The sequence below is a fragment of the Streptomyces vastus genome (assembly GCF_039532825.1).
Classification (GTDB): domain Bacteria; phylum Actinomycetota; class Actinomycetes; order Streptomycetales; family Streptomycetaceae; genus Streptomyces; species Streptomyces vastus.
In genome coordinates this window covers 34,560-53,272 of the sequence record NZ_BAAASJ010000029.1, presented here as the reverse complement: position 1 = coordinate 53,272, position 18,713 = coordinate 34,560, and the positions used below count along the sequence as shown (strand labels likewise).

At 68.7% G+C, this 18,713-nt stretch carries 20 protein-coding genes; 11 read left to right on the top strand and 9 right to left on the bottom strand.

Features of this window, described 5'->3' with window-relative positions; genetic code table 11:
- Positions 1–90: 90 nt before the first annotated feature.
- From ABD357_RS13485 to miaA, 4 genes are all read right to left on the bottom strand, one after another.
- Entirely contained in the window at positions 91–2,247 is a 2,157-nt protein-coding gene (locus ABD357_RS13485; RefSeq protein ID WP_344390053.1) for a RelA/SpoT family protein, read from the bottom strand.
- 169 nt (positions 2,248–2,416) lie between these two features.
- A complete protein-coding gene (dapF, locus tag ABD357_RS13480) occupies positions 2,417–3,286 on the bottom strand; it encodes a diaminopimelate epimerase (protein WP_344390052.1) in 870 nt (289 codons plus the stop codon).
- Positions 3,287–3,386: 100 nt separating this feature from the next.
- Positions 3,387–3,884 carry a hypothetical protein gene (locus ABD357_RS13475; RefSeq protein ID WP_344390065.1) on the bottom strand — a complete coding sequence of 166 codons (498 nt, stop codon included), beginning with the start codon at positions 3,882–3,884 and terminating at the stop codon, positions 3,387–3,389.
- 108 nt (positions 3,885–3,992) lie between these two features.
- Positions 3,993–4,931: a tRNA (adenosine(37)-N6)-dimethylallyltransferase MiaA gene (gene miaA / locus ABD357_RS13470; protein WP_344390051.1), complete on the bottom strand. Its 939-nt coding sequence runs from the start codon at positions 4,929–4,931 to the stop codon at positions 3,993–3,995.
- A gap of 356 nt (positions 4,932–5,287) precedes the next feature.
- Here miaA and ABD357_RS13465 point away from each other — a divergent pair, with 356 nt between their 5' ends.
- Together ABD357_RS13465 and ABD357_RS13460 are read left to right on the top strand one after the other, a co-directional pair.
- Positions 5,288–5,437, top strand: a complete 150-nt coding sequence (locus tag ABD357_RS13465; RefSeq protein WP_344390050.1) for a gliding motility protein — start codon at positions 5,288–5,290, stop codon at positions 5,435–5,437.
- A 24-nt stretch (positions 5,438–5,461) separates the two neighbouring features.
- Complete coding sequence (locus ABD357_RS13460; RefSeq protein WP_344390048.1) at positions 5,462–5,737, top strand: antitoxin; 276 nt, start codon at positions 5,462–5,464, stop codon at positions 5,735–5,737.
- Positions 5,738–5,963: 226 nt separating this feature from the next.
- Here ABD357_RS13460 and ABD357_RS13455 read toward each other — a convergent pair whose 3' ends face one another.
- The 3 genes from ABD357_RS13455 to miaB form a co-directional block, all read right to left on the bottom strand.
- On the bottom strand, positions 5,964–6,707 hold the full coding sequence (locus ABD357_RS13455) for a class III extradiol dioxygenase subunit B-like domain-containing protein (protein WP_344390047.1): 744 nt from the start codon (positions 6,705–6,707) through the stop codon (positions 5,964–5,966).
- A 10-nt stretch (positions 6,708–6,717) separates the two neighbouring features.
- Positions 6,718–6,945: a hypothetical protein gene (locus ABD357_RS13450; protein WP_344390045.1), complete on the bottom strand. Its 228-nt coding sequence runs from the start codon at positions 6,943–6,945 to the stop codon at positions 6,718–6,720.
- 74 nt (positions 6,946–7,019) lie between these two features.
- Positions 7,020–8,507, bottom strand: coding sequence for a tRNA (N6-isopentenyl adenosine(37)-C2)-methylthiotransferase MiaB (gene miaB / locus ABD357_RS13445; RefSeq protein ID WP_344390044.1), 1,488 nt, complete (start codon positions 8,505–8,507; stop codon positions 7,020–7,022).
- Positions 8,508–8,645: 138 nt separating this feature from the next.
- Here miaB and ABD357_RS13440 point away from each other — a divergent pair, with 138 nt between their 5' ends.
- Entirely contained in the window at positions 8,646–9,641 is a 996-nt protein-coding gene (locus tag ABD357_RS13440; RefSeq protein WP_344390042.1) for a TAXI family TRAP transporter solute-binding subunit, read from the top strand.
- 100 nt (positions 9,642–9,741) lie between these two features.
- Here ABD357_RS13440 and ABD357_RS13435 read toward each other — a convergent pair whose 3' ends face one another.
- Positions 9,742–11,175, bottom strand: a complete 1,434-nt coding sequence (locus ABD357_RS13435; RefSeq protein WP_344390041.1) for a sensor histidine kinase — start codon at positions 11,173–11,175, stop codon at positions 9,742–9,744.
- A 9-nt stretch (positions 11,176–11,184) separates the two neighbouring features.
- Positions 11,185–11,871: a response regulator transcription factor gene (locus ABD357_RS13430; RefSeq protein WP_344390040.1), complete on the bottom strand. Its 687-nt coding sequence runs from the start codon at positions 11,869–11,871 to the stop codon at positions 11,185–11,187.
- A gap of 282 nt (positions 11,872–12,153) precedes the next feature.
- Between ABD357_RS13430 and ABD357_RS13425 the strand changes: the two genes are divergently transcribed.
- From ABD357_RS13425 to ABD357_RS13395, 8 genes are all read left to right on the top strand, one after another.
- Positions 12,154–12,930 carry an amino acid ABC transporter ATP-binding protein gene (locus ABD357_RS13425; RefSeq protein WP_344390039.1) on the top strand — a complete coding sequence of 259 codons (777 nt, stop codon included), beginning with the start codon at positions 12,154–12,156 and terminating at the stop codon, positions 12,928–12,930.
- A gap of 56 nt (positions 12,931–12,986) precedes the next feature.
- Positions 12,987–13,838, top strand: coding sequence for a glutamate ABC transporter substrate-binding protein (locus ABD357_RS13420; RefSeq protein ID WP_344390038.1), 852 nt, complete (start codon positions 12,987–12,989; stop codon positions 13,836–13,838).
- 97 nt (positions 13,839–13,935) lie between these two features.
- Positions 13,936–14,610, top strand: a complete 675-nt coding sequence (locus tag ABD357_RS13415) for an amino acid ABC transporter permease (RefSeq protein WP_344390037.1) — start codon at positions 13,936–13,938, stop codon at positions 14,608–14,610.
- Positions 14,607–15,515, top strand: a complete 909-nt coding sequence (locus ABD357_RS13410; RefSeq protein ID WP_344390035.1) for an amino acid ABC transporter permease — start codon at positions 14,607–14,609, stop codon at positions 15,513–15,515. Before ABD357_RS13415 ends, ABD357_RS13410 begins: the two co-directional genes overlap by 4 nt.
- 175 nt (positions 15,516–15,690) lie before the next feature.
- A complete protein-coding gene (locus ABD357_RS13405; protein WP_344390034.1) occupies positions 15,691–17,289 on the top strand; it encodes an FAD-dependent monooxygenase in 1,599 nt (532 codons plus the stop codon).
- A 92-nt stretch (positions 17,290–17,381) separates the two neighbouring features.
- Positions 17,382–17,468, top strand: a complete 87-nt coding sequence (locus ABD357_RS44685) for a putative leader peptide (protein ID WP_425584853.1) — start codon at positions 17,382–17,384, stop codon at positions 17,466–17,468.
- Positions 17,469–17,547: 79 nt separating this feature from the next.
- Positions 17,548–18,093 (top strand): cupin domain-containing protein, encoded by a 546-nt coding sequence (locus tag ABD357_RS13400; protein ID WP_344390033.1) that lies wholly within the window; start codon positions 17,548–17,550, stop codon positions 18,091–18,093.
- Positions 18,084–18,485 (top strand): rhodanese-like domain-containing protein, encoded by a 402-nt coding sequence (locus ABD357_RS13395; RefSeq protein WP_344390064.1) that lies wholly within the window; start codon positions 18,084–18,086, stop codon positions 18,483–18,485. Before ABD357_RS13400 ends, ABD357_RS13395 begins: the two co-directional genes overlap by 10 nt.
- Positions 18,486–18,713 lie beyond the last annotated feature (228 nt).

Below are 18,713 nucleotides of genomic sequence, written 5' to 3'. Positions count from 1 at the left end.
GAACCACGGCTATCAGCACCCGTCCGGCGTGCGGTGACGACTCGCGCCGCGCACACTCGAACGGGTGGCCGATAGCCTGCCGATGGCTTGCTACGGAGTCATCGCCCGGTGCTGAGCCCGGCCCACGTCGTACACACCCGGCACGTTGCGCATCGCCCGCATCAGCGCGGGCAGGTGTGCGGCGTCCGGGAGTTGGAGCGTGTACGTGTGGCGTACACGCTGCTGGCTGGGGGGTTCGACGGTCGCCGAGACGATGGCAACACCCTCCAGGGCGATGGCTTCGGTCAGGTCGGCGAGCAGATGCGGCCGTCCGAAGGACTCGGCGACCAGCGTGACACGGCACTCCGTGGTGTCACCCCAGCGCACGTCGACCTCCCTGCGCCCCGCGTCTTTCATACGCGCCACCACAGCGCACTCGACACGATGAACTGTCACCACTCCCCCGCGTACAGCGAAGCCGGTGACCTCGTCGGGCGGTACAGGCGTACAGCAGCCCGCGAGGCGTACGGTCGCACCGGGCTCGTCGACTACGGCGTTCGCGTCGGATGGCGGCGCGGCAGAGCCGTCGGCAGTCGGTCTGAGGGGCGCGGCGGAGATCTCCGCCTCCGGGGTGTCGCCGGGCGAGGGGTGCGTGGCGAGCCAGCGCTGGATGGCGATGCGCGCGGCGGGCGTACGCGCGTGCTCCAGCCACTCCCTGGAGGGCTCTGAGGACGCGTCCTGACCCATGAGCAGTTGCACGGTGTCGCCGTCCCGCAGGACCGTACTGAGCGTCGCCAGGCGGCCGTTGACCCGCGCGCCCATGCAGGCGTGCGCGTCCTCGCCGTACTGCGCGTACGCGGCGTCCACGCAGCTCGCGCCCGCGGGCAGCCCGATCGTGCCGCCGTCGGGGCGTAACACGGTGATCTCCCGGTCCTGGGCGAGGTCTTCGCGAAGCGTGGACCAGAACGTGTCGGGATCCGGCGCGGCCTCCTGCCAGTCGAGAAGGCGCGAGAGCCAGCCGGGGCGGGTGGGGTCCACGCGCTCGCCGTCACTGTCCAGTTGCTCCTCCGAAGGAGGAGCATAGGGATTGCCGAGCGCGATGACTCCGGCCTCGGCGACCTTGTGCATCTGGTGCGTACGGATGAGGACTTCGGCGACCTGGCCGGCCGTGGGGGTGCCCTCGGACGAGTCTGTTCGAGCCTGGGGGACGGAGACGGCCGTGTGCAGTGACTGGTACAGGTTGAACTTGGGGACGGCGATGAAGTCCTTGAATTCCGAGACCACCGGCGTGAGACAGGTGTGCAGTTCACCGAGGACTCCGTAGCAGTCGGCGTCCTCGTTCACGAGCACCAGGAGGCGTCCGAAGTCGACGCCGCGCAGCCGGCCGCGCTTGCGGGAGGTGCGGTGCAGTGAGACCAAGTGCCGTGGCCGGATGAGCACTTCGGCCTGCAGTCCGGCCTCGCGCAGGATCGTGCGCACCTTTTCCGCGATCTCCGCGAGGGGATCGTCGGCGCGCGCCGCGTTCTCGACGATGAGCTCCCTGGTGCGCTTGTACTCCTCGGGATGCAGGATCGCGAAGACGAGGTCCTCGAGTTCGGTCTTGAGTGCCTGGACGCCGAGCCGTTCGGCGAGCGGGATCAGCACGTCCCTGGTGACCTTGGCGATGCGCGCCTGCTTCTCGGGGCGCATGACGCCCAGGGTGCGCATGTTGTGCAGCCGGTCGGCGAGTTTGATCGACATCACGCGTACGTCGTTACCGGTGGCGACGAGCATCTTGCGGAACGTCTCCGGCTCGGCGGCAGCTCCGTAGTCGACCTTCTCCAACTTCGTGACGCCGTCGACGAGAAAGCGGACCTCCTCGCCGAACTCCTCCCTCACCTGATCGAGCGTCACCTCCGTGTCCTCGACGGTGTCGTGGAGCAGAGAGGCCGTCAATGTCGTGGTCTCCGCGCCGAGTTCGGCGAGGATCAAGGTCACGGCGAGCGGGTGTGTGATGTAGGGCTCGCCACTCTTGCGCATCTGGCCGCGGTGCGAGGACTCGGCGAGGACGTACGCCCGGCGCAGTGGCTCCAGGACGGCGTCGGGGTGGTGGGCGCGATGTGCCTCGACCACATGGCTGATCGCGTCGGGTAGCCGGCCGCGGCCCGCAGACCCCAGGAGTGCTGCCCGGCCGAGGCGGCGCAGATCGATGCGTGGGCGGCTCCTCCTGCGATGCGCTTCGGGCGCGATCGGGCCGGGCGTCGCGGGGTTCGTGGCCTCCGCACTCATGGGCACCTCCGGCTGCGTTGACCGACGGACGGGGCACCCCATGGCGTACACGGCTCTGGGGATGGTGTCGTTCCCCCGTCCGGGCCGGTGCTTGATGCTATCGAGCCCAGCACGCTCGGCTGACCGCCTCACGCCGAGCGTGAAACGGATCACCCATTCGAGCGATGGTTCAGGGGTTTACGGTTTCGAGCCACTCGGCGTCGATCTCGCCCTCGGCGACGATCACCGCGGGTCCGGTCATCTCGATCTCGCCGTCGGGCCGCTCGCTGATCACCAGGCGTCCGCCGGGCACATCGACGGTGTACGTGGCCGGAGTGCCGGTGACGCCGGGATCGGCGCCGTCCCGTCTCGCCGCCGCCACAGCGACGGCACACGCGCCCGTGCCGCACGAGCGGGTCTCGCCGGCGCCGCGCTCATGCACGCGCAGGGCGACGTGCTGGGGGCCGCGGTCGACGACGAACTCGACGTTCACCCCGTCCGGGTACGCGGACGCCGGGCTGAACGGCGGGGGTGCGAACAGGTTGCCTGCATGGTCGAGGTCGTCGACGAAGGCGACCGCGTGAGGATTGCCCATGTTCACGTTGCGCGCGGGCCAGCTGCGCTCACCCACGCTCACGGTTACATCTCCTTCGGGGAGGAGCGCCTTGCCCATGCCGACGGTGATGTCGCCCTCCTTGGCGATGTGCGCCCTCTTCACCCCCCCGCGCGTGGCGACCGCGATGTCTCCTTCGGTCACATGTCCGGCGCGCTGGAGGTAGCGCGCGAAGACCCGCACTCCGTTGCCGCACATCTCCGCGATCGAACCGTCGCCGTTGCGGTAGTCCATGAACCACTCCGCCTCGGCGGCCATCTTCCTGGCCTCGGGGTGCGCAGCGGACCGCACAACATGCAGCAGACCGTCCCCGCCGATGCCCGCGCGGCGGTCGCAGAGGGCGGCGACGGCGGCCGGGGGCAGGTCGATGGCGTTCTCGGGGTCGGGGACGATCACGAAGTCGTTCTCGGTCCCGTGTCCCTTGAGGAAGGCGATCCGCGTGCTCATTCCTCGATCGTACGGGGTGGGTACGACACCGCGGCCCGGGCCAGGGGGCTTCGGATGGGTCTCCGCGACGCCGCGGAGGTCCATCAGGAGCCCCCCGGCCTCAGCGCAGGCGGGCCACTCGCCACACGGCGAGGACGACGACCAGCGCGACGATCACGGCGTACGCGATCACGACCCGCCAGTCCGGGCGACGGCCGGAGCCGCGCTGCGGCAGGCCGGGCCAGGTGTAGCCGACGCGGCGGGCGGCCATCATGCCCCAGCCCGCGGCGCAGGAGGAGATCAGCAGGCCGAGCATGGCGATCATGGCACCGCTGTCGCCGAAGTCGAACGCCAGCGGGAAGGCGAACATCAGGGAGCCCAGCGCGGCCAGGCCCACGATGGGCGCGAGCTGCCAGATCCGCAGCCGGCGCTGCGGACGCAGCTCGACCTCGACCTCGGGCTCCGCGAACATCTCGTCGGGCCCGGGTCCGTCGGCGGTCACGCCGCCCGGGGTTTCGTCGGGCCCGTCGGGGCTCAATCGGTCCCCGTCCGAATCCTGCTGATCCCTTACGGTGTCGTGCTCCGTGCCTTGTGCGGTGTCGCGAGGGCCGGCCTCCATCGCCACGCGCCCTCCCAACTCGGACTCCACTTGGTCGATCGAAGCTCGATGATGGCACGGTGTCCGAGGCCGGGATGGCGGGCGGAGCGTCCCGATGCCATGACGTGATCAGGCTGTAACCGGTCGTTCGACCAATGTCAGGGCGTGCCGCGGAAGTTCCGTGAGATCCGCCGCGGCCCCACTGAGCCAATGCACCCGTGGGTCGCGCCTGAACCAGGAATCCTGACGGCGCGCGAAGCGCTTGGTGGCGCGTACGGTCTCGGCCCGCGCCTCGTCGTCGGTGCACTCGCCGGAGAGCGCCGCCAGAACCTGCTGGTAGCCGAGCGCCCGCGATGCCGTACGCCCCTCGCGCAGGCCTCGCGCCTCCAGCGCGCGCACCTCGTCGACGAGCCCTTCGTCCCACATCCGGTCCACCCGGCGGGTGATGCGCTCGTCGAGTTCGGGACGCGCCACGTCGACGCCGATCTGCACGGTGTCGTAGATGGAGTCGTGGCCGGGCAGGTTGGCGGTGAAGGGCTTGCCGGTGATCTCGATGACTTCGAGGGCGCGGACGATCCGGCGTCCGTTGCTGGGCAGAATCGCATGGGCCGCCTCGGGATCGGCGGCCGCCAGCCGGGCGTGCAGGGCACCCGAGCCGCGCAGAGTGAGCTCCTCCTCCAGGCGGGCCCGCACTTCGGGGTCGGTGCCGGGAAACTCCAGGTTGTCGACGGCCCCCCGGACATACAGGCCGGAGCCGCCCACGAGGATCGGCCAGCGCCCCTCGGCGAGGAGGGCGTCGATACGGGCGCGGGCGAGCCGCTGGTACTCGGCCACGCTCGCGGTCACCGTCACGTCCCAGATGTCCAGGAGGTGGTGCGGGATGCCTCGACGCTCCTCGGGCGTCAGCTTGGCGGTGCCGATGTCCATCCCTCGGTAGAGCTGCATGGAGTCGGCGTTGACGATCTCGCCGCCGAGTTGCTGGGCAAGCTGGACTCCCAGATCGGACTTTCCCGCCGCGGTGGGACCGACGACGGCGATGACCCGCGGGGCGGGGGCTGCACTACTCACCGCAACAGTCTCGCAAACCTCTGGGCGTCTCCTCGAACGAGTTACGTGACGCCACGGGTCCGGGGTCGTTGCCTGTTGCGAGGTTCCAGCCGCCGGTTTTGAGGACCGGCGGACCGGGCGACGCAATGGGACGCACCGGGCGGCACGGAATTTCGCCCACACGAGTAGGGTATGGAGTTGATATGGGCGTTTTTGCACGGCTTCTTCGGAAAGATAAGCCTAAGTCCAAGAGGCCGGAGGAGGCGTCAACCACTGAGCCGCAGGCCGACACCCTGACGGCCCACCCCGAGGCGAAGGCTGACACGGAAGAAGCGGCCGAGGAAGCTGAGCAGTCGGCCGATACCGAGGTCGGGTCCGTGGAGAAGTCCGCCGATACCGAGAACGGGGCTGCGGAGAAGTCGGCGGAGTCCCAGGACTCCGAGGCATCGGACGGCGTGGAGATCCCCAAGCAGCAGTCCGCCGAGGAGGCGGCCGACAACGAGGCCGACGAGGGCGCCCGCCAGTAACTGTCCCGCGCGGGACGGTGAATCATGGGTCTCCTGGAAAGTCTGAAGACCAAGCTCACGCCCGCCAAGGGAAAGGTCTCGCACCTCGCGCAGCAGCATGGGGGCAAGATCGGGCAGGGTCTCGACAAGGCCGCGAAGCTGGCAGACAAGAAGACAAAGGGCAAGTACAGCGACAAGATCCAGGCGGGCACGAGCAAGGCGAAGGGTGCCCTGGACCGGCTCGCGCACAAGGAGAGTGACCGGACGGACGGCGGCGTGACGCCTCCTCCACCCGCACCACCACCGCCCTCGGCATCCTGAAAGACAGCACATCGGCGGACGGCCAGGGAGCCCTTGGGGGTTCCGGGCCGTCCGTCGTGTTGTCGGCTTGTTGGCAGACGCCCAGCAAGCGACACAGACTCAGCGCCGCCGCCCCAGGGCTCAGTGTCCGCTTGTGACTCAGTGCCGGGCTCAGCTCCACCCCAGTGGCCCTCCGCCTACACCAGGCCGAGCCGCGCCCACTACGGCCGCGCCCGTCACCTCGCGCCTACGACCAGGCCGCCACCAAGTACCCCACGCCGTAAGGCGCGTCCTCGTACAGCAGGGCGCCGCTGAGCCCCGCGCCCTCGGCCGCTCCCGCGAGCACCTGCCAGGGCGCCCGGCCGGAGGCCATCAACTCCCGCGCCAGCGCGGCGTCCAGCGCCTCGAGCGCCGCCACGTCCGCCGCCGCCAGCGCACGCGCGACCTCCGCGTCGAACTCCGCCGCCCGCTCGTCCAGATACCCCGGTGCCTTGAGCGACCGGCACGCGCTGGCGTCGCCCATCACCAGCAGTGCCACCCTCTCGGCCCGCGCGACGATTTCCTTCCCGATCTGGATACACCGCTCGGCCGCGAAAGGTTCCCCCACACCGAGACCTTCCACAGGAGCGTGGGACCAGTCCGTTCGCTGCAGCAGCCAGGCGGCGACGGCGAGCGAGGCGGGAAGCTCACGCTCCGGCGCGGCCCAATCCGGCTTTCCTCCGCCCGGACCAACACCCTGAACAGCGCCCAGACGCACCTCGAGGGCCACGCCGAACCCGCCCAACGAACCTCGCGTGCCCTCCTGATACGGCCCTTGCCGACTCTGCTCGGCGGGGCCGACGACCACGAGCCGGTCGGGGCGGGCGGCGGCCAATACGCCGAGGGCCTCCGCACATGCCGCGCGCGCGATGTCCAACTCGGGCGCCGCGCCCGCGGCGACCTCGGGTACGAGCAGCGGCGGACAGGGGCAGACAGCGGCGGCGACCAGCATGATCGCCAGCCTACTGCCGCGGTTCCGAGTCGGAGTTCCAGACCAGCTCGGCGGCCCGGAGCACCATCTCGTGCGTGAACACAGCGCCTTGGACATACACGTAGTAGGCGTCACCGCCGAGGTAGCGGTAGATACGCCTGTGCCGCTCGCGCCGTCCCGACTTGTACGAGCGGGCGGTCTCGGCGAGCCTGCGCCCGGCGTCCTCGCGCGAGCCGTCGAACTCGGCGATCGTCTCCATCCCCGGCACCGAATCCCCCTTCGGTACTCCACCATGATCATCCAGCGCGCCATGCCCCCCTTCGCGCGTGCGGGTCAGTGTGCGGAGCAGCCCCCCGCTGGGGCCGGCAGCGGCGCGGGTACGCCTACGGCCGGCAGTCCGAGCATCACGCCCGCGGGCTTCGCGGTCTCGGTCGTGTTGCGCTTCTCCCAGGCGTCCCCCGCACGCGTGCGGCGCACATCGAGGACGGCGCCCTCGGCAAGCAGGTGGTGCGGGGCGGCGTAAGTGATCTCCACGGTGACCACGTCACCGGGGCGGACCTCGGTGTCGGGCTTGGTGAAGTGCACCAGGCGGTTGTCGGGAGCGCGGCCGGAGAGGCGGTGCGTGGCGCCGTCCTTGCGGCCCTCGCCCTCGGCGACCATCAGCTCCAGGGTGCGACCGACCTGCTTCTTGTTCTCCTCCCAGGAGATCTCCTCCTGGAGGGCGACAAGACGCTCGTACCGCGCCTGCACAACCTTCTTGGGGATCTGGTTCTCCATGGTGGCCGCCGGGGTTCCGGGACGCTTGGAGTACTGGAACGTAAACGCTTGCGCGAAGCGGGCCTCACGGACCACGTGCAGAGTCTGCTCGAAGTCCTCCTCGGTCTCTCCGGGGAAGCCCACGATGATGTCGGTGGTGATCGCGGCGTGCGGGATCGCGGCCCGGACCTTCTCGATGATCCCGAGATACCTGTCCTGTCGGTACGAGCGGCGCATCGCCTTCAGGACGGGGTCGGAGCCGGACTGAAGCGGCATGTGGAGCTGCGGCATCACATTCGGCGTCTCGGCCATCGCGGCGATCACGTCGTCCGTGAAGTCGCGCGGATGCGGCGAGGTGAAGCGGACGCGCTCCAGGCCCTCGATCTTCCCGCAGGCCCGCAGCAGCTTGCTGAAGGCTTCACGGTCGCCGATGTCGGAGCCGTAAGCGTTTACGTTCTGACCGAGCAGCGTGATCTCACTGACGCCCTCGCCGACCAGGGCCTCGATCTCGGCGAGGATGTCGCCGGTCCTGCGGTCCTTCTCCTTGCCGCGCAGCGCCGGGACGATGCAGAAGGTGCAGGTGTTGTTGCATCCGACGGAGATGGAGACCCACGCGGCGTACGCGCTCTCGCGGCGGGTCGGCAGCGTCGACGGGAACGCCTCGAGCGACTCCGCGATCTCGACCTGCGCCTCTTCCTGCACGCGGGCGCGCTCCAGGAGGACAGGCAGCTTGCCGATGTTGTGCGTACCGAAGACGACGTCTACCCAGGGCGCCTTCTTCACGATGGTGTCGCGGTCCTTCTGCGCGAGACAGCCGCCGACGGCGATCTGCATCCCTGGCCGCTTCGACTTCATCGGCGCGAGGCGGCCGAGATTGCCGTACAGGCGGTTGTCGGCGTTCTCCCGCACAGCGCACGTGTTGAAGACGACGACATCCGCGTCACCGTCCGCCCCCTCGGGCGCACGTACGTAGCCGGCGTCCTCCAGCAGCCCGGAGAGCCGCTCGGAGTCGTGGACGTTCATCTGGCACCCGTAGGTGCGCACCTCGTAAGTCTTCGCGCTCATCTCGTACACCAGAGTACGGGGTCCCCAGGCGCGCGTTGGCCGGGTATTCCGGGCCGTACGGTCCCCACGCGCGCGTAGCGGGTGCCTTGCTCGTCCGGCCCTGGTCATCCCCGTCGGTGAGCTGGCAGGATCGCGCGCATGTTCCAGGAACTCTCCCGTATCGGCAGACGTCGGGCCCTGCAGGTGTCGGCCGCCGCCTTCGTGGCCTTCGGGCTGCTGTTGTGGTGGCTGCTGCCCCTGGGCGAGAGTTCGCCGGGCGGCACGGTGGTCTTCAGCACGGGGACGCGTACCGGGGTCTACGAGCTGTACGGGAAGCTGCTGCGAAAAGAGCTCGCGAAGGACATGCCGGGCCTGGACGTGCAGCTGCGGAACAGCGAGGGGTCGAAGGAGAACCTGGAGTGGGTGGCTACCGGGAAGGTCGACTACACGATCGCGCAGGCCGACGCGGTGGAGCAGTACAAGCTTGACGGCGAGCCGGGCGCAGACCTGCTGCGCGGCTGCGCGCGGCTGTACGACGACTACGTGCACGTCGTCGTCCCGCGCGCCTCCTCCGTGGACTCCATCGCGGAGCTGCGGGGCAAGAAAGTGGCCGTCGGACCGGCCGGTTCCGGCGTGCGGCTGATCGCGGAGCATGTGCTCAAGGCGGCCGGCCTCGACCCGAAGAAGGACATCGAGCCACTGCCCGACGGCATACGAACGATGCCGGAGCTGCTCCGGGAGGGCAAGATCGATGCCTTCTTCTGGTCCGGGGGGCTCCCGACGTCTGCCGTGGCCGACCTCGCGACCAGCCTCGACATCAGGCTGGTCGAGATTGGTGAAGAACTCGTCGAGAAGCTGCACCAGCAGCGCGGGGCGTCCGGCTACTACCGGGCCGCCGTCATGCCCGCAGACGCCTATCCCAAGGCCCAGGACTCCCCAGTGCAGACGATTGCGGTGACCAACCTGCTCGTGACGCGCGTCGGCACCGATGCCGAGCTGACAGAGCGGCTGACCCAGACGGTGATCGACAGCCGCGACCGCATCGGTGGCCAGGTGCACGCGGCACAGCGGGTGGACCTCCGCACGGCGATCTACACCGACCCGCTGGATCTGCACGAGGGCGCGCGGCGCTACTACCGCTCGGTCAAGCCGTAGCAGACACCAGGCAGGCACTGAAGGGACCCGTACAAACGGCAGTGGTGAGGGGCAGCCCGGAAGGGACTGACGAAGCTCTCCGCAAGCCGTGGAGGCCCGCTCAAGCCGCAGGCCCCGAGCGCGGCACGGTCACCGTCACCCTCAGACCGTGCGGCTCGTGGCGGTCGTACGCGATCGAGCCGCCGCCCGCCGCGAGCAACGTCCGGGAGATGGACAGCCCGAGACCCGACCCCTTGATGTTCTGGTGGCCGGCGCTGCGCCAGAAGCGGTCGCCGATGCGGGCGAGTTCCTCGTCGCTGAGGCCCGGTCCGCGGTCGGTGACGACGATGGTCGAGACCTTGCCGTCGGAGGCTACCTCGACCTCGACGCACTCACCCTCGGGTGTGAACTTCAACGCGTTGTCGATCACCGCGTCCAGGGCGCTGGAGAGGGCGATCGGGTCGGCCCAGGCGGTCGTGGCGGGGCAGGCCCCGACGAGCCGTACGCCCTTGTCGTCGGCCACCGGCGACCAGGACGCCACGCGCTCGGCGGTCAGCTCGCCGATGTCGGTCAGCCGCAGGTCCGCCTCGGTGTGCTCAGCGAGGGCGAGGTCGAGGAGATCGTCCAGGACCTGGGCGAGGCGCTTGCCCTCGGTGCGGACAGAGGCGATCTCCTCGTTGCCCTCGGGGAGTTCCAGGGCGAGCAGTTCGATGCGCAGCAGCAGAGCGGACAGGGGGTTGCGTAGCTGGTGCGAGGCGTCGGCGACGAAGGCGCGCTGCTGTTCCAGTACGTCCTCGACGTTGTCGGCCATCTCGTTGAACGACCGGGCCAGGCGCCTGAGTTCCGGCGGACCTCCGGCGGCCGCGACCCGGGACTTCAGGCGCCCGGTCGCGATGTCGTGGGTGGTGGCGTCGAGGACGCGTACGGGCCTCAGCACCCAGCCGGTCAGGCGCAGCGCGGCGCCGAGCGCGAGGAGCATCGCGGCGGCCTCGCCCGCACCGATGATCAGCCAGCCGTACAGGATTCTTGAGCGCATCTGCCCGGTGGGCGAGTCGGTGACCACGACCGCCACGACGTCGCCGTCCCGGATGACAGGAGACGCGACGACGAGACGGTTGCGTTGCCACGGCCAGACCTGCGCGGGCTCGTGGCTGCGGCGGCTCGCGAGCGCCTCGTTGAACGAGTCGAGGACCTCACCTTCCTCCGGGTCGAGGACCTCACCCTCCTTCGGGAGGTTCCAGTTCGTTGGTGCGTGGGCCATCGGTCCTCGGCCGCGATAGAAGACGCCGGCCTTGATGCCGTACACCTTGTGGTATTTGACGAGTTCCTTCTGCAGGGTCTTACCGCGCTCGCCCGGGGGGGTGACCGGTGAGCCGCTCGGGCTATCGATGTCGACGAACTGTGCGAGCGACGCGAAGTGTGCCGTGTCGTCGATCCTGTCGACGACCACCCTCTGCTGCTGGGCCGCCGCCAGGCTCACGGCGAGTGGGATACCGAGGGCGAGCAGGACGGCCGCCATCAGGATGATGAGCAGCGGAAGGAGACGTGAGCGCACCTGAACCTGCTACGCCGCGGGCGCGACGAGCCGATAGCCGACGCCGCGCACGGTCTCGATCAGGGCGGGCATGCGCAGCTTGGAGCGCAGGGAGGCGACATGCACCTCCAGGGTGCGCCCGGTCCCTTCCCAGCTGGTGCGCCACACCTCGCTGATGATCTGCTCCCGCCGGAAGACCACTCCAGGGCGCTGGGCGAGCAGCGCGAGAAGGTCGAACTCCTTGCGGGTCAGTTGGACAACTGACCCGTCCACGCTGACCTGGCGGGTGGGCAGTTCGATACGTACGGGACCCAGGTGCAGTGAGGTCTCTATAGGGACAGTCGTTTCGTCGGGAACGGTGCGCCGGCTCACGGCGTGGATACGAGCGAGCAGTTCACCGGTGTCATAGGGCTTCACTACGTAGTCGTCGGCGCCTAGGTTGAGTCCGTGGATCCGAGAACGTACGTCGGAGCGCGCGGTCACCATGATGACCGGGATACTGGTGCGCTTACGGATCTTGCCGCACACCTCGTAGCCGTCCTGGTCGGGCAACCCCAGGTCAAGCAGGACCACTCCGAAACCCGCACCCTCCGGGACGAGCGCCTGGAGCGCCTCCTCCCCGCTGCGGGCGTGCGTGACGTCGAAGCCATGGCGCGCGAGGACCGCGGACAGAGCGGCGGCGACATGGTTGTCGTCCTCGACGAGGAGCAGTCGCATTCCGGCCCCCTTCGGTTCATCGGCCATACAGTCTCGGCGCGTAGAGATGGGCACGCGCGCGTGCACCAAGGCAGTCACGCCGATGCGCAAGTACGGCGTCAAGGGGGTTCGGGTCGCGGCGGGTTTCCGTTACCCAGCCGGTACGGACCGGAGGCGACCGTTCACGAAGAGTGTCCGGTTGCTACCAGATCGTTATGCTCAATTTCCCCTCAGATGTAATGACGCTGGTCGTACGGCGTTACTACTGTCCTCCGCAACCGAGGAGGACGGAGCAAGAGGCCGATGACCGAAGTATCGGTGACCAAGGACGCCGTACCCACGGCCGACGATCTGGTCGTGCTGAAGAACGTCAACAAGCACTTCGGCGCGTTGCACGTGCTCCAGGACATCGACCTGACCATCGCTCGTGGTGAGGTCGTCGTGGTCATCGGACCCTCCGGGTCCGGAAAGTCCACCCTGTGCCGCGCCATCAACCGCCTGGAAACCATCGAGTCGGGAACCATCTCGATCGACGGAAAGCCGCTGCCCGAGGAGGGCAAGGAACTCGCCCGGCTGCGTGCCGACGTCGGCATGGTCTTCCAGTCGTTCAACCTGTTCGCGCACAAGACGGTGCTCGAGAACGTGACGCTGGGCCAGCTCAAGGTCCGCAAGGCGGACAAGAAGGCCGCGGAGGAGAAGGCACGAGCACTGCTCGACCGGGTCGGTGTCACCGCCCAGGCCGACAAGTACCCCGCACAGCTCTCCGGCGGCCAGCAGCAGCGTGTCGCGATCGCGCGGGCGCTGGCCATGGACCCCAAGGTCATGCTCTTCGACGAGCCGACCTCGGCCCTCGACCCGGAGATGATCAACGAGGTCCTGGAGGTCATGCAACAGCTCGCACGCGACGGCATGACCATGATCGTCGTCACGCACGAGATGGGCTTCGCTCGTTCGGCTGCCAACCGTGTCGTCTTCATGGCGGACGGCCGAATCGTCGAGGAGGCTGTGCCGGACCAGTTCTTCAGCAACCCGCGCAGTGACCGTGCCAAGGACTTCCTGTCGAAGATCCTTCACCACTGACGACCTGCGCCACTCGCAACGACGGCATTCTCCTCACCACTCAAAGGATGTTCACCATGAAGCTTCGCAAGGTCACCGCCGCGGCGGCCACTGCGCTCGTCCTCTCCCTTACCGCGACGGCCTGTGGTGGAGACGGCGACAGCGACAGTGCCGACACCGGGTCGGGCTCCGGGGGCGGCGACAAGATCAAGATCGGCATCAAGTACGACCAGCCCGGTCTGGGCCTGAAGGAGCCCGACGGTTCCTTCTCCGGCTTCGACGTGGACGTGGCGACGTACGTGGCCAAGGAACTCGGCTACGACGCCAAGCAGATCGAGTTCGTCGAGACCAAGAGTGCTGACCGTGAGAACGCGCTCGCCCGTGACGACGTCCAGTTCATTGCGGCCACGTACTCCATCACGCCGGAGCGTCAGGAGAAGGTCGACTTCGCCGGCCCGTACCTGCTGGCCCACCAGGACCTGCTGGTCAAGGCGGACTCCGACATCACCGAGGCCACGGACCTCAACGGCAAGAACCTGTGTTCCGTGACCGGCTCGACCTCGGCACAGAACGTCAAGAACGACTTCGCTCCGAAGGCCAACCTCAAGCAGGTCGGCGGCTACTCCGAGTGCATCGCCGGCCTGCAGAGTGGCGCCGTGGACGCGGTCACCACGGACGACTCGATCCTCGCCGGCTTCGCCGCGCAGGAGCAGTACAAGGGTCAGTTCAAGCTCGCCGGCCTCAAGCTGAGCAACGAGAACTACGGCATCGGCGTGAAGAAGGGCGACACCGAGACCGTGAACAAGATCAACGCCGCCCTGGAGAAGATGGTCAGCGACAAGTCCTGGGACAAGGCGGTCACGGACAACTTCGGTCCGGCCAACTACAAGAACGAGCCCGCGCCGAAGATCGGCGACATCGTCAAGTAGCGCGAAGGTCCACTGGCGTGCCGTCGCCGACTGCGATCAAGGCGGCGGCACGCCGCGCTGTCCACGTAACGCCACACACCCGGAAGCGCGGGAAATCGTGTTCGACTTTCTTTCAGACTATGACGACCCGAGCCTGTTGGGCGCCTTCTGGACGACGGTACAGCTCACCGTCCTCTCCGGCGTCGGCTCCCTGGTCTGGGGCACCATCCTGGCCGCGATGCGGGTCAGCCCGGTGCCGCTCATGCGCGGGTTCGGCACGGCCTACGTCAACATCGTCCGGAACATCCCCCTGACCGTCATCATCGTCTTCACCTCGCTCGGCCTCGCCGATATCTTCCGTGTGACGATGGGTACGTCCGACTTCGACGTCCGGGCCTTCCGCCTGGCGATCCTCGGTCTCGTCGCCTACACCGCGGCCTTCGTCTGCGAGGCGATCCGCTCCGGCATCAACACGGTGCCGCTCGGACAGGCCGAGGCAGCCCGTGCCATCGGGCTGAACTTCACCCAGACCCTGCGGCTGATCGTCCTGCCGCAGGCGTTCCGTTCGGTGATCGGCCCGCTGGCCAACGTGCTGATCGCCCTGACCAAGAACACGACCGTGGCGGCCGCGATCGGCGTGGCCGAGGCCGCCCTCCTGATGAAGGAAATGATCGAGAACGAGGCCCAGACGCTGCTCATCGGCGCCGTCTTCGCATTCGGGTTCGTGGTACTGACCCTCCCGACCGGCCTCTTCTTCGGCTGGCTGAGCAAGCGACTGGCGGTGAAGCGATGAGCTCGGTTCTCTACGACACTCCGGGCCCCCGCGCCAAGCGGCGCAATGTACTCCTCTCGGTGGTCTTCTTCATCCTGCTCGCTCTGTTCCTGTGGTGGATCTGGCAGACGATGGACGACAAGGGCCAGCTGACGTGGGCCCTGTGGAAACCGTTCACCGAGTCCCAGGCCTGGACGACATATCTGCTGCCAGGCCTCGGCGACACGCTGAAGGCCGCGTCACTGGCCATGCTGATCGCCCTTCCTCTGGGTGCGGTCTTCGGTATCTCGCGCCTCTCCGACCACCGGTCGGTACGGGGTTCGGCCGGCGTGGTGGTCGAGTTCTTCCGGGCAATCCCGGTCCTGCTGCTGATGCTGTTCGCCAACGAGTTCTACGACCGCTTCACGAACGTCAGCAGCGAACAGCGGCCTCTCTACGCGGTCGTCACCGGCCTGGTGCTCTACAACGCGTCCGTCCTCGCCGAGATCGTACGAGCCGGCATCCTGTCCCTGCCCAAAGGCCAGTCGGAGGCCGCGAAGGCGATCGGCCTGCGTAAGGGCCAGACGATGACCAACGTCCTGCTGCCGCAGGCCGTCACGGCCATGCTGCCGGCCATCGTCAGCCAGCTCGTGGTCATCGTGAAGGACACCGCGCTGGGCGGCGTGATGATCGGGTTCACCGAGCTGCTCAACACGCGCGGCACACTCGCTGCCAACTACGCCAACGTCGTTCAAAGCTTCGTCGTGGTGGCGGTCATCTACATCGTGCTCAACTTCATCCTCACCAGCTTCGCGAGCTGGCTGGAGAAGAGGCTGCGGCGCAGCAAGAAGAGCACAGGCGCGGTCCTCGGGGCCGACAACGTGGACGACATCAACGCCGGCGAGGTGGGGGGCACGGCGGCGACCGGAGCCGGCGGCGGAACCTGATGGGAAGTCAAGCAGCGTGACCCGTACGGAGGCAGTGGCATGATCGCCACTGCCTCCGTCACTTGACGCAAACACCGGCAATAGGTTGCATACGTTCTGTGATCGCGCACCCCGCTCCACCTGCAAGTCCCGATAAGACACTCAGGACACCGCTCCGGGCAGGGGGAGCCACGCCGTGGACCCGGTGATCATCGTCGGAGCGGGGCCTGTCGGGCTCACGCTGGCGCTGGCCCTGGCGCGTCAGGAGGTGCCTTCCGTCGTTCTTGACGAGGGCCCCGGCAAGGACGAGCAGCGGCTCGCACGAACCGTCGTACTGCGCGAGGACACCGCCGCGCTGATGGAGCGGCTCGCGGGACTCCCGATCGCCGAGGCGGGATTTCGTTGGGCCGGATGGCGGTCGATGCGGCGCAAGCAGGTGATGCAGCAGATCACGTTCGGCGATGACGAGCCCGCGCCGCTGCACATCGCTCAGCACGTGCTGACGGCCGCCCTGCGGGACGCGATCGCGGGCGAGCGCCTGATCAAGGTCGCCGTGGAGAACCGCCTCGACTCGATAGAGCAGGAGAAGGCGGGCGTGACGGCGCACACCCGCGGCCCCAAAGGCACATGGTGGCGCGGCAGTTACCTGATCGGTTGCGACGGTCCGCGCTCGACCGTGCGCAAACTTCAAGACATCCGCTTCGCGGGACGTACGGCGGTGGAGCGGCACGCCGTCGCGGCGCTGCGTACGGAACTTCCGTGGCCCGGGGAGGCGTTGTTGCATCGGATGCCGCCGTGGCGGACGTCCGGGCCTTCGGCCGGGGAGGTGACCGGGCGTCCCCTCGCCGACGGCGTGTGGCGGCTGGACTGGCTGCTGCCGCCGGGGAAGGACCTGGTCACCCCCGATCTGCTGGTGGCGCGCGTCCGGGAGACCCTCGCAGGCTGGAGCGGGGGTTCCACTCCTCCGTACGAACTGCTCGACACCGGAGTCCACATCGTCCACCACCGCCTGGCCCGCCGGTGGCGGGCCGGCCGGGTCTTCCTCGCCGGGGACGCCGCACATCTGCTGGGCGCGCTCGGCGCCCAGGGGCTCGACGAGGGCCTGCGGGACGCCGACAACCTCGCATGGAAGCTGGCTCTCGCCTGGCACCACGGGCCGCATGAGGCGCTGCTCGACAGCTACCAGGTGGAGCGGCGCGCCGTCGTCGCCGCCCGGCTGCGCGCGGCCGACCAGTCGCTGCCGCTGCTGCGCGCCGGCGGAGGCCTGCGTTCCGTCGTGCCCGGCTCGGCGCGCGGCCATGATGCGCTGCTTACAGACGGTCACCTGGGACGCGGGCCGCTGGGCGCGCCGGGGGCGTACGCCGATTCGCCGCTCACGCCTCCACGCGCCGAGTCGGCGGTCGAGGTCGCAACAGAGGTGGGTGCCCCGGTCGTCGATGTGCGGGTGACGGCGGAGGACGGTTCGTTCGTGCAACTGCGGGATCGGCTGGGTCGTGACGTGCTCCTCGTGCTGTTGATCGCGCCGGGTACGGGTGTGTGGGAGCGCAAGCACTGGATGACGGCCGGGATCATGCCTCGCCTTGCGGCCGCCGTGACCGCGCTGCCGCACCCCGCCGAACTGCTCGTCGCGGAGGCCTATCCGGGCGCCGCCGCACACACAGTGCTGCTGATCCGCCCCGACGGACACCTGGTCACGGCGCTGAGCGGGGTGCGCCCGGCAGATCTGTACGAGGCCGCCGAGGCGACGCTGGGCAGACCACGGGCCACGGCCGAGGCCACGGCGGGAACGAGCTGAGCCGCCCCCTGTCCACACGGTGCCACCGAGCCGGTTGTCCATACGGCGACCCCGAGTTGACCGGCCCGCACCGCCATGGTGTACTCCGGACCGTGACAGACACCTGTGTGCACCTGTGGCGGAAGGTCCATGTGGACCTCGTCCGCTATGCGGGCTGCGTGTGTCACTCGTCCTGCTGAATTCGCATCCCAATCAACCGCGCGCGCCACCCACTGTTCGGCCCGCGCCCCCGCGCGAACACTCATCAGGACGGTACCCGTGTCTGTGTCACCCTCTGTCTCCGCTCCCACTGACACCACGCCCACTCGCGCCACCCCCACGCAGGCCGACCTGCTCGACTTCGTCCGGCGAACGGCCGCCGACACCGAGCTGATCGCCTCACTCCCCCTCGACCCCGAGGGTCGTACCTGGGTACGTCTGGAAGGCCCCGGCGGCAGCGAGGCCTGGCTCATCGGATGGCCGCCCGGCACCGGCACCGGATGGCACGACCACGCCGAGTCGGTCGGGGCCTTCCTCACCGCGTCGGGCGAGCTCAAGGAGAACTCGCTCACGGCCCGGCTGCCCACCGACGGCTGGAAGACCCTGGAACTCACCGATGGAATCGACCAGGAACGACGACTGCCGGCCGGCAAGGGACGCGCCTTCGGCCGCAACCATGTGCACGAGGTACACAACGAGTCCACCGAGCAGCACGCGATCTCCGTCCACGCCTACTACCCGCCGCTGCCCCGGATCCGCCGCTACAGCCGTACCGGCCAGATCATGCGCCTCGAGCAGGTCGAACGACCGAAGGACTGGCAGTGAGCACCGAACGACCCGTGGGAATAGACGAGTTGCTCGAGCGCGTTCGCTCGGACCTCGACCGCGTAGAGCCTGCGGATGCCTACCATGCCGCGCAGGCCGGCGAGGCTCTACTGGTCGACATCCGCTATGCCGCTCTGCGCGACCGTGACGGCCTGATCCCCGGCGCCCTCGTCGTCGAGCGCAACGAACTGGAGTGGCGACTCGACCCACAGGGCAGCCATCGCGCCCCCGAGGCCACGAGTCACGATCTCCGGGTCGTGGTGGTCTGCAACGAGGGCTACGCGTCGAGCCTCGCTGCCACGTCACTGCGGCAGTTGGGGCTGCGCCGGGCTACGGATCTGGTGGGGGGCTTCCAAGCGTGGCGGGCGGCTGGACTTCCGGTGACTGCCTAACTTGCACCGCCTCCTGCTGCGGTCCGGCGAACACCTGATGCCCGCCCACCCATAGGCGGCAGGGACGGGCGACCAGCGCCTCCCACCCACCCATGGGCCACTTCGCCCACCAGTTCCGCACGGCCTTGAGCGTGACATCGAACATCGCCGCGGCATCGTCACAACCCCGTTGCTCCACCAGCACGGCCACCGCCAGCATCCGCAACGCCTCCTGCGCCGAATGACAGG

Coding starts and splice junctions, on each gene's coding strand:
- ABD357_RS13460 (WP_344390048.1), top strand. CDS start 5,462: ATGGGTCTCCTGGAAAGTCTGAAGACCAAGCTCACGCCCGCCAAGGGA.
- ABD357_RS13410 (WP_344390035.1), top strand. CDS start 14,607: ATGAGCTCGGTTCTCTACGACACTCCGGGCCCCCGCGCCAAGCGGCGC.
- ABD357_RS13430 (WP_344390040.1), bottom strand. CDS start 11,871: ATGCGACTGCTCCTCGTCGAGGACGACAACCATGTCGCCGCCGCTCTG.
- ABD357_RS13450 (WP_344390045.1), bottom strand. CDS start 6,945: ATGGAGACGATCGCCGAGTTCGACGGCTCGCGCGAGGACGCCGGGCGC.
- miaB (WP_344390044.1), bottom strand. CDS start 8,507: ATGAGCGCGAAGACTTACGAGGTGCGCACCTACGGGTGCCAGATGAAC.
- ABD357_RS13475 (WP_344390065.1), bottom strand. CDS start 3,884: ATGGAGGCCGGCCCTCGCGACACCGCACAAGGCACGGAGCACGACACC.
- ABD357_RS13455 (WP_344390047.1), bottom strand. CDS start 6,707: ATGCTGGTCGCCGCCGCTGTCTGCCCCTGTCCGCCGCTGCTCGTACCC.
- dapF (WP_344390052.1), bottom strand. CDS start 3,286: ATGAGCACGCGGATCGCCTTCCTCAAGGGACACGGGACCGAGAACGAC.
- ABD357_RS13440 (WP_344390042.1), top strand. CDS start 8,646: ATGTTCCAGGAACTCTCCCGTATCGGCAGACGTCGGGCCCTGCAGGTG.
- ABD357_RS13425 (WP_344390039.1), top strand. CDS start 12,154: ATGACCGAAGTATCGGTGACCAAGGACGCCGTACCCACGGCCGACGAT.
- ABD357_RS13485 (WP_344390053.1), bottom strand. CDS start 2,247: ATGAGTGCGGAGGCCACGAACCCCGCGACGCCCGGCCCGATCGCGCCC.
- ABD357_RS13420 (WP_344390038.1), top strand. CDS start 12,987: ATGAAGCTTCGCAAGGTCACCGCCGCGGCGGCCACTGCGCTCGTCCTC.